Below are 8563 nucleotides of genomic sequence, written 5' to 3' on the forward strand. Positions count from 1 at the left end.
GAGCCTATCGAGGAGTATGAGGAAGCCAAGGCTTTTGGCTTTCAGACCCGCCCTGTCCTGATAGGACCGGTCACATTCTTAAAGCTTGGCAAGAGTGCTGATCCTGCGTTCCAGCCACAGTCGCTCCTGGATGATCTGATACCGGTCTACATCGAGGTTCTGCAGGAGCTGGCCAAACGGGGAGCAAACTGGGTTCAGTTCGACGAGCCCTGCCTGGTCCTTGATCTGGATGAGGGTTCGCGAAAATCTTTGCTGCACGCCTACGACCGGCTCGCCGGGGAGGGACCGGACGTCAAGATCATGGTTGCCAGCTATTCCGGCGACCTCGGTGATAATCTGGATACAGCCTTGAACATGTCTGTTGCCGGACTGCACGTGGATCTGGTTCGCGCGCCGAAGCTCTTGGAACGGATCATTGCTACCGGCCGAAGCGATCTCATCATGTCGCTTGGTGTCATCGACGGACGAAATGTATGGCGGTCGAATCTGTCGGCGCTCCGCCAGCGGCTGGATCCCGCCATTGCGAAGCTAGGCAGGGATCGTGTACAGATCGCCCCATCCTGCTCGCTGCTTCACGTGCCGGTCAATGTTGAACTCGATACCGGGCTTGCTTCCGATGTCAGGAGCTGGCTTACTTTCTCGGTACAGAAGATGCGTGAGCTTGCGATCCTGGCGCGGGCACTCGCGGGCGACCGGAACGTTGCGGAAGCTCTTGCTGAATCGCAATCTGGCGTGACCGTCCGCCGGACTTCGCCGAAGATCCGTGATACCAATCTCGCCGTGCGGATGAGAGCGATCGACCAGGCCATGCGCCGGCGCGCCAGCCCACTTGTCCGTCGTGCCGAGATTCAACGCAAGCGCTTCGGACTACCGGCTTTTCCCACCACGACGATCGGATCGTTCTCGCAGACCGCAGAGGTCCGTAATGCCCGTGCGGCACACGCGCGAGGCGCGACGAGCAATACGACAAATTCCTCAAGGAGGAGACTGCGCGCTATACGTTGGCAGGAGGACATCGGTCTGGACGTCCTCGTGCACGGCGAGTTTGAGCGCAATGACATGGTACAGTACTTCGGCGAGCAGCTTGCTGGCTTCGCATTTACCAGGAACGGTTGGGTGCAATCCTATGGCTCGCGCTGTGTCAGGCCACGGATCCTGTTTGGCGATGTTTTGGGGCCCAAGCGGATCACCGTCGGCTGGTGGCGCTACGCGCAATCACTGACCAGCAAGCCGATGAAGGCAATGCTGACCGGACCAGTAACGATCTTGCGATGATATTCCAAGAAGCGAGGTCTGCCGTCAGATTGCGCTCGCGATAGAGACGAAATTCGCGATCTCGAGATAGCTGGTGCGAGCATGATCCAGATCGACGAAGCCGCACTCCGCGAAGGATTGCCATTGCGTCGATCAGAGTGGGCGGCCTATCTTGAGTGGGCCGGGGATAGCTTCCGCATTTGCTCATCGGGCGTCGCTGATCAGACGCAGATTCACACGCATATGTGCTACTTGTAGTTCAATGACATCATCTACACGCCTGGCCCGATCTGATTCGGATATTTGTAGTTCCTGAACGCGTCTATCAGTTCATCCATTCTCCAAGCATTCCCGAGGCAGGGGAAATGAAGGAGCTGATGGCATTGGCCCGGAAGCGGCTGCAGGATTCGCAGCTCAGGGCCAATCCGGACTGTGGCCTGAAGACGCGCAAATGGGAGGAGGGCCGCCCGGCGCTGGTCAACATGGTCGCCGCCCGCGAACGGCGCGCGGCATCCGATCGGCCAGGCCGTTGATCCTGCACTTGGCTCTCTCCTCGAGGAAGCTGATCCGCTTCTGAGTCATTTGCGTTCTCGATCATCTTGGCGGAGCCTTGGATGAGCACAAAAAAAGCCCGGCCGCACTTAGCAGGCCGGGCGAAAGTTAAGTCTGAGAGGAGCGACGCTGACGCATCGCCGACTTCCATCAGCGGAGGGAGGACAGCCGATGGTCCGATCACCGGCGAGGACATTCGCCGAAAATCTGAACCCAATTTAAAGCACGAGCTCAGGGTAGCTCAATTATGCTGTGGTATGCGGCCGATGTAGTCGAGTATTGGAAAACTACACCAAGGTTTGTCGCTGATCAGCACTTTCACAATGGTGTGCCGAGCCGAGCAAGGACTGCGGGTGACGCCCGGCGGTCGTGGTATCGGCCGAGGCTAGTGCAATTGGCGGCGCTTTCCTGCCGCTCGATCAGCCAATGCATGGGTGGCTTCTTATTGATCTGAACCCTGCTCAGGCAGTCGCTGTCCGGTTCCACTCAATAGCCAAGGTTCGGCTTGCGACTCTGTTTGGGATCGATGAGCGGATCGACGCACGACGTTGAAAGTGGCGGATGCCAATCGGGTGTTCCTCAATCACGAGATCGGTCTGACCCGGGCATAAGCCAGTTCACTGGTGACCGAAGTGCGGGACTGCTAGAGTGACAAGCTAGGCCGTCCACGACGATCAGACCGCCCCACTGTGCGTAGCCCCGCACCGAGGAAGGTGAGCGTCGAACGCCGACGCGACGCTCCGGACCAGGAACTCGGCGCCATCGGCCACGGAAAGCCGGCCATCGTCAACCACGACGACGCCATCTGCGATAAGGCTGTCGAGTCGGGACCGATCGATGACGGCCACCTCCGGATCCCTGCCGTGACGACGGGATGTCTCGGAGAGATCGACTGTCATGTCACACATAATTCGCTCGATGATCTCCGCTCGGTAGCGATCGTCATCAGTCAGCGAATAGCCCTTCGCGGTCGCGAGCCGATCCTCGGTGACACGAGCGAGGTAATCCCTTGTCGAGACAGCGTTCGCGACGAACCCTTGTTGCATGCGGCCGATGGCGCTGGCGCCGAGACCAACAAGGGCGTCCGCGCAATCGTCAGTATAGCCCTGGAAGTTGCGCCGCAACCTGCCTTGCTGCGCCGCCAGAGCGAGATTGTCGTGCGGCAGGGCGAAATGATCGATGCCGACGCGCACGTATCCAGCGTCAACCAAAGCGTCGGCTATCATTTCGGATTGGAGGTAGCGCTCGACGCTGTTGGGCAGAGTGGATTCGTCGATCTTGCGTTGATGCTTCTTGAATGTAGGAATGTGCGCGTAGCCAAAGGCGGAGAACCGATCCGGGTGCAACTCGAGGCATTTGTCGACGGTGTCCAGGCACGAATCGACTGTCTGTTGGGGCAGTCCATACAGCAGGTCGAAATTGATCCGACAAACGCCGGCGCGGCGTAACCGATTGACCGAAGTTGCGGTCTGTTCGAAGCTCTGCAGACGATTGATGGCCCGCTGAACAACCGGATCGAAGCTTTGCACCCCAAGGCTCGCCCGGTTGACGCCGCAATAGCCCAGCGCCTCGGCCATCGGATCGCTCAAGATGCGTGGATCGATCTCCACCGCGATCTCGGCATCAGGCAGGACGGCGAACGAATAACGCAACGAACCGACCAAATCAGCGAATGTTTCAGGTGTCATGATCGTCGGCGTGCCACCCCCGAAGTGAATATGAGAGATCGGCTGTCGTTGCCCAACGGCTTCTGCAACGAGGTAGGCTTCAGTGCGCAGTCCAGCCGCATAGATCGCGATCGGATCGTCGCGTTTCGTGACAGATGTGTGGCAGCCGCAGTACCAGCACATGCTTCGACAAAATGGCACGTGGACGTAGATCGAGGCGGACTGCTGGCGGCCCAGGGACTTGAGCCAAGCTTGATAGTCGATCTCGCGAACTGACTCTGAGAAATGAGGGGCCGTCGGATAGCTGGTGTAGCGCGGCACTCGGTGCTGCCCGTAGGATTGTGCCAGGTCCGGTCGCATTCGGATGCCTTTCTTGCTTTCCAGGCCGGATTATCCGACAGGGGCCGGATGAGCTTTGCGCTGCCTCAAATTATCCCGGTTGCTGGTGGCTGTGGCGGCTCTGAAACCTGATTGGTAGGTCATGCTCGCGGCGCATGCATCGTGCTTGGGATCGCGATGAAGCGGTCGCGTCAGGAATGAGCATTCTTGGCGATGCGAACCCATAGCTCGTCGTTATCCAATCGCGCCAGCATTGGGAGAGGCGAACGAAGCAGAAAGCGTTGTCGATGTCGAACGTGACGTCCAACGCCCCGCTGTTCGTGCCGAACTTCCGGGACTTGGCGGCATCTCGTGATGCGTGCGGCGAGCCGAGCCGGTGCCGGGCCCGCGATTCAGCCCATGCCGGGCAGGACTTGAGGAGGGAGAGTGTTTCGCCGTACCCGGCCTGGCCGCACTCGTCCTCATCGGTCGCGGACATGAGAGATGCCCTTTTTGCGCGAGATCAATGCGGTGTGGCCGAGCCTGCTGCGATCCCTGCCGACGATCACGTTGGAACCAGATCCTATGGAGGTTCGGCCATACCCCTGGCGACGGTAATTAAAGCAAGCGATCATCGAGCGCGGAAGCGTCCAGACTGTGCGTAGCCTGCGAGCCGGCGGAGCATCGCCATCTTCATTTCGACAGGATGAGCATGATCTCACATTCTCCTGAGACGGCAGCGATCACTATGGGCCATCCGTCTCGGCGCCGTGTCGCGGGTTGCCGGCCACTGCGGACGAAAACGCGAGTGAGCTCCGTTCGGCTTCAGCTTCTTGTTCCAATTGTAGAATGTGCGCTCTTAGCGCTTCGGAAGCCGCTTCCGCTGTCTCGCTGAATAGCGGATCTCCGTGATCGGTGAGGGAGGAAGCGACTTCGGTCCAATCCCGAGCCGATAGAGCCTTACGGGCGGCGGGGAAGAAGTCTCGCTCTTCCCACATCATGTGGTGCCGCTCGCGTACTATAAAGTCGCGTACGATGTTGCCGACGTCTTGCCGAAGGACTTCTCGATCCGCCAGGACGCCATCAATGGCGCGAGCGATGCGGTGCAAACGGTCGATGACGTCCTGATGCTCATGCGCGAGATCGCCGACCATTGCAGTCGCATCCGGATCGCGCGTCTTGAGCTTGGAAAAGATCAAGTCTTCCTGAGGATGATGGTACACCTCCGGGTAAACCTCGAAGTAGCTGATAATCGCGCGGATCACCTCATAGTCTGGACGAATTCCATGCTCAAAAATCTCCAATTCGCGTTGAAGGGCAACCAGAAGCAGATCAATATTGCGATGCTCTCCAAGCAAACGATCGATGATCATTGCGGTGCTCCATGGAGGAACAATGTAAATGCGATTCTGGCCACTTGTGCCAGATCGCCAAGCCGACGTTCGATGTTCTTCTGCGCTGCATTGCCGACGCTGTTCGGCGTACAGGAGTAGCGCATTTCGCCGCCGTGCCTGCAGCTGGCGCAAATCGCCTTAGCCAAAGGTCTGCGCAAAGCGGTTGGACAATCTGTCCTTGCGGAGCTCGACTCGGCGTGAGCTCGGCAGGGCGATCGCGCCATTCTGCTCAAGTTGGGTAAAGGTGCGCGACACTGTCTCAATCGTCAGGCCGAGGTAATCTGCAACATCCTGCCGTGACATGGGCAGTTCGATGGCAGCGTCCTTCGTAGCGCGGCGAGACATATCGAGCAGGAACGCGATGACCCGTTCTTCTGCGCTGCTGATCAGGAGCATCAGATGTTCCTGGAAGCGGCGGAGCTCAAGCGCCATCGCGTCCCAGAGCTGCCTTGCGAGTTCCCTCTCGTGACTGGCGCGAAAAATGACAGCAGTGCGCTTCACCATCAGCAGGTGCGTCTCGCTGATCGCCTCGGCCGAAGAGATATGGCTTTCTTCCGCCTCAAAGCCAAAGATGTCACCGGGCAGATAAAACGCGCCGATCTGACGACGTCCGTCTTCCAGAATCTTGTAGGTTCGCACAGCACCCAACACCACCTGATAAAGGTATTCGGCTGCTTCGTCCTCTCCGTAGATCTCGCTATTGCGAGTGAACCGCATCGGTGTCGCAATCATACCAAACGGCCCGCAATTGTGAGCTTGCCCACGCAAGACGCTATTCGGATGGCGGCTGGTCTCAGGAAAACTGGTGCCCTGGGCGTGCATGGCGGACCCTATCTTAAGCTAACGTCGATGAGACGCAGATTGGTCGCTCTTGACGAACTGTGAAATCTGGATGTTTTACCTAAGTAGAAACCACTAAGTATTTACACGTAAGTCGCACCGGTGAAGAGCTCCAGCAAGGCCGAAGGCTGTCGTCCACCGCCACTTTAAGCCTGCCGCAGGAAGTCTGCTTCAGGCGCCATGACCCTGATCCTCGTCAGCACCGGTCGGGTCGCGGAGGTGACGATGCGGTATCATCCGGATCGATGTACGCTCGAGGATGTGGACCACGCGCCCGGTCATCGATCGATAGGTGTGCATGTGGGCCCGAGTTGGGAGCTGGATCATAGCGCTTGACTCGCGCGACATATTGACGTGGCTCAATGGCCGGCCTTGCCGCTCTCCAGCAATTCTAGAAACCGGAGGAAATCGTGATCTGGCCCGAAGTTGAGCACGGGCATCCTCGGATGGTCGCTGACGCCGATCGCGACGGCATTCTGACCGCATCCTGGCGGGATCCGGCGACATGTCGCCCGGACGATTGTTGCCCTCAGTGCGACATCAGGATCGGGATGTTGATCGCCCGAAGCATATGCCCCGCGGCGGCGCCGAGCAGCCTCTCCTGCAGCGGAGAGCGACCATATCCTCCCATCACCAGCAGGTCGAGGCTTTCGTCGGCCGCAAGCGAGAGAAGGGCGCGCTGCGCTGAACGGGATGTCGGAAGTGAAATGACCTTTGCAGGAAGTCCTGATTTCGCAAGGTACTCCCACAGACAGGCGGTGGAACTTTCTGCCGGGATCTTGTCCGGAGCGGTGGTCGCGATGATGGTGAGGGCATCGGCTTTACACAAAAGTGGCATTGCGTCGTGCAACGCGCGGGCCGCTCGCCGGCTGCCGTCCCAGCAAATCCCCACCCGTCTGATCGAAAAAGCGCTGTGGCAGATATATGGTAGGTACAGTACAGGCTTACCAGCCTGGAGAAGGATCTCCCTGGGAATCAGATTATCGTAACTGTCGTAGCCGCTCTGAGGCTGTGTGACGATGGTCATGTCGTGGACTCGCGCGCTCGCGCAGATGATCCGGCGCGCGTCGGCGGGAATCGCGCTCATCGCGCGGCTCGTATAGGAAATGCCTGCATTCCGTGCTTGGAGATCGAAGGCATGAAGTGCTGCTTTGGCCCGCTCCAACGCACGCGCCTCCTCGACTTCGAAAACAGAAGTGACTGCCGCCATGCCGAGCGCAAGGAGCGGAATGATGGTTCTCTCGTAACCGATCGCCACAACATCAAGATGCGCGCCGGTGCTCAGTGCGAAGGAAATCGAGCCGTTGACCACAGCCCGCACCGGGAGCTCCGTGGGAATATGGACCAATATGTTCCCGAACATTGCCGTTCTCCGAAGTGAAAGACCTGCTGCCTCGGAGCACAAATCCGGGCCGGCAATTGATCTGCTTCATATGCCGTCGTTGAATTTTCTGAGGACGATCAAATTGGCAAGGAGCAGTTCTCGCGATGGTCCGTAGGCAGGAATCAGCATCGCCTGTGGTGCATCAGCGATGTTGGCCGGGTGCTGCAGGATTCGTGCCCAGCCATTCTGGCGCGATATCAGCGCGGCGATTGTATTGGCGAGGGGATCGTGGACACCGTCCATTCCTCGTCATGTCCGGCTCGACATTCATATCCTGTCAAACCAGCCCTGCTAGAAGAACAACGTGCCGGTAACCGAAGGTCGTGCAAGGCCTCATTCGCCGCGCTCCAGCCGGAGTGTCCGGATTCTTGAACTGCGGCTGGAACTCAATCAGTGCGGCTCGCTGAGTGATTGATGAAAACGGCCGGCCGTCCCGTCGGGCCTCGAGCGAAGCGCCGGAGGCAGCTCCTGCGGCCGACGCGGCATGAGACACCTCCTTAGACTATTCGCTCGAGGACTGCCAGATCGGGTAGTTGGATGGCAAGCTCGGCGACCTTACCATTGAACCGCTTGTAAACACATCGAGGTATACCAAGCCGTGGAGGTGAGAGAGCCACAAATGGGGGTGGATGACGGAGAATCCATACGCAAACGAAGGCGATGGCGCTTGCCCACACTCAAGACATCGTCAGTCTTCACAATCAGATCCCCTTGGGAGGCCGTCGATCCCGCCGGAGAAGCTGCTGCGGGCGATGCTATTGCAGGCGTTTTATTCGATCCGCTCGGAGCGGCTTCTGATGGAGCGGCTGGAATACGACCTGCTGTTCCGCTGGTTCGTCGGCATCGGCGTCGACGACGCAGCCTGGGACCATTCGGTGTTCTCGAAGAACCGCGACCGGCTGCTGGAAGGCGACATCGCGGCGAAGTTCCTGGCGGTGGTGCTGGCGCAGCCCAGGGTGAAGAGGCTTCTATCGAGTGATCACTTCTCGGTCGATGGCACGCTGATCGAGGCCTGGGCCTCGACGAAGAGTGTCAAGCCGAAGGATGGCTCTGGCGAGCCGCCGGCGCAAGGCGGCGGCCGCAATGCCGATGCGGACTTCCATGGCCAGAAGCGCTCGAATGACACCCATGCCTCGACCACCGATCCAGACGCT

6 protein-coding genes and 2 pseudogenes are annotated in these 8563 nt (G+C 59.0%); 3 read left to right on the forward strand and 5 right to left on the reverse strand.

Annotation, left to right across the window (positions count from 1 at the left end):
* Positions 1–60: 60 nt before the first annotated feature.
* A pseudogene (gene metE, locus H8B02_RS41925) lies at positions 61–1512 on the forward strand (5-methyltetrahydropteroyltriglutamate--homocysteine S-methyltransferase).
* A gap of 119 nt (positions 1513–1631) precedes the next feature.
* Positions 1632–1787, forward strand: coding sequence for a hypothetical protein (locus H8B02_RS48280; RefSeq protein WP_283842313.1), 156 nt, complete (start codon positions 1632–1634; stop codon positions 1785–1787).
* Between the two features lie 693 nt (positions 1788–2480).
* Here H8B02_RS48280 and hemN read toward each other — a convergent pair.
* The 5 genes from hemN to H8B02_RS41950 all read right to left on the reverse strand — a co-directional run bounded on the left by hemN (position 2481) and on the right by H8B02_RS41950 (position 7652).
* Positions 2481–3833, reverse strand: coding sequence for an oxygen-independent coproporphyrinogen III oxidase (gene hemN / locus H8B02_RS41930; RefSeq protein WP_229171531.1), 1353 nt, complete (start codon positions 3831–3833; stop codon positions 2481–2483).
* A gap of 704 nt (positions 3834–4537) precedes the next feature.
* Positions 4538–5164, reverse strand: coding sequence for a hemerythrin domain-containing protein (locus tag H8B02_RS41935; protein WP_229171533.1), 627 nt, complete (start codon positions 5162–5164; stop codon positions 4538–4540).
* Between the two features lie 159 nt (positions 5165–5323).
* Positions 5324–6007 carry a helix-turn-helix domain-containing protein gene (locus H8B02_RS41940; protein WP_229171535.1) on the reverse strand — a complete coding sequence of 228 codons (684 nt, stop codon included), beginning with the start codon at positions 6005–6007 and terminating at the stop codon, positions 5324–5326.
* Positions 6008–6554: 547 nt separating this feature from the next.
* Positions 6555–7388 (reverse strand): universal stress protein, encoded by an 834-nt coding sequence (locus H8B02_RS41945; protein ID WP_229171536.1) that lies wholly within the window; start codon positions 7386–7388, stop codon positions 6555–6557.
* A 66-nt stretch (positions 7389–7454) separates the two neighbouring features.
* Positions 7455–7652: a hypothetical protein gene (locus tag H8B02_RS41950; protein WP_229171538.1), complete on the reverse strand. Its 198-nt coding sequence runs from the start codon at positions 7650–7652 to the stop codon at positions 7455–7457.
* A gap of 467 nt (positions 7653–8119) precedes the next feature.
* On the opposite strand from H8B02_RS41950, the pseudogene H8B02_RS41955 reads away from it, so the two are divergent.
* Positions 8120–8563, forward strand: a pseudogene (locus tag H8B02_RS41955) (transposase); the annotation flags it as partial.

This window comes from Bradyrhizobium altum, assembly GCF_020889705.1.
GTDB lineage: Bacteria > Pseudomonadota > Alphaproteobacteria > Rhizobiales > Xanthobacteraceae > Bradyrhizobium > Bradyrhizobium altum.

Excerpts from the sequence above, each read along its gene's own strand:
- H8B02_RS41940 (WP_229171535.1), bottom strand. The coding sequence starts at position 6,007 with ATGCACGCCCAGGGCACCAGTTTTCCTGAGACCAGCCGCCATCCGAAT.
- H8B02_RS48280 (WP_283842313.1), top strand. The coding sequence starts at position 1,632 with ATGGCATTGGCCCGGAAGCGGCTGCAGGATTCGCAGCTCAGGGCCAAT.
- hemN (WP_229171531.1), bottom strand. The coding sequence starts at position 3,833 with ATGCGACCGGACCTGGCACAATCCTACGGGCAGCACCGAGTGCCGCGC.
- H8B02_RS41950 (WP_229171538.1), bottom strand. The coding sequence starts at position 7,652 with ATGGACGGTGTCCACGATCCCCTCGCCAATACAATCGCCGCGCTGATA.
- H8B02_RS41935 (WP_229171533.1), bottom strand. The coding sequence starts at position 5,164 with ATGATCATCGATCGTTTGCTTGGAGAGCATCGCAATATTGATCTGCTT.
- H8B02_RS41945 (WP_229171536.1), bottom strand. The coding sequence starts at position 7,388 with ATGTTCGGGAACATATTGGTCCATATTCCCACGGAGCTCCCGGTGCGG.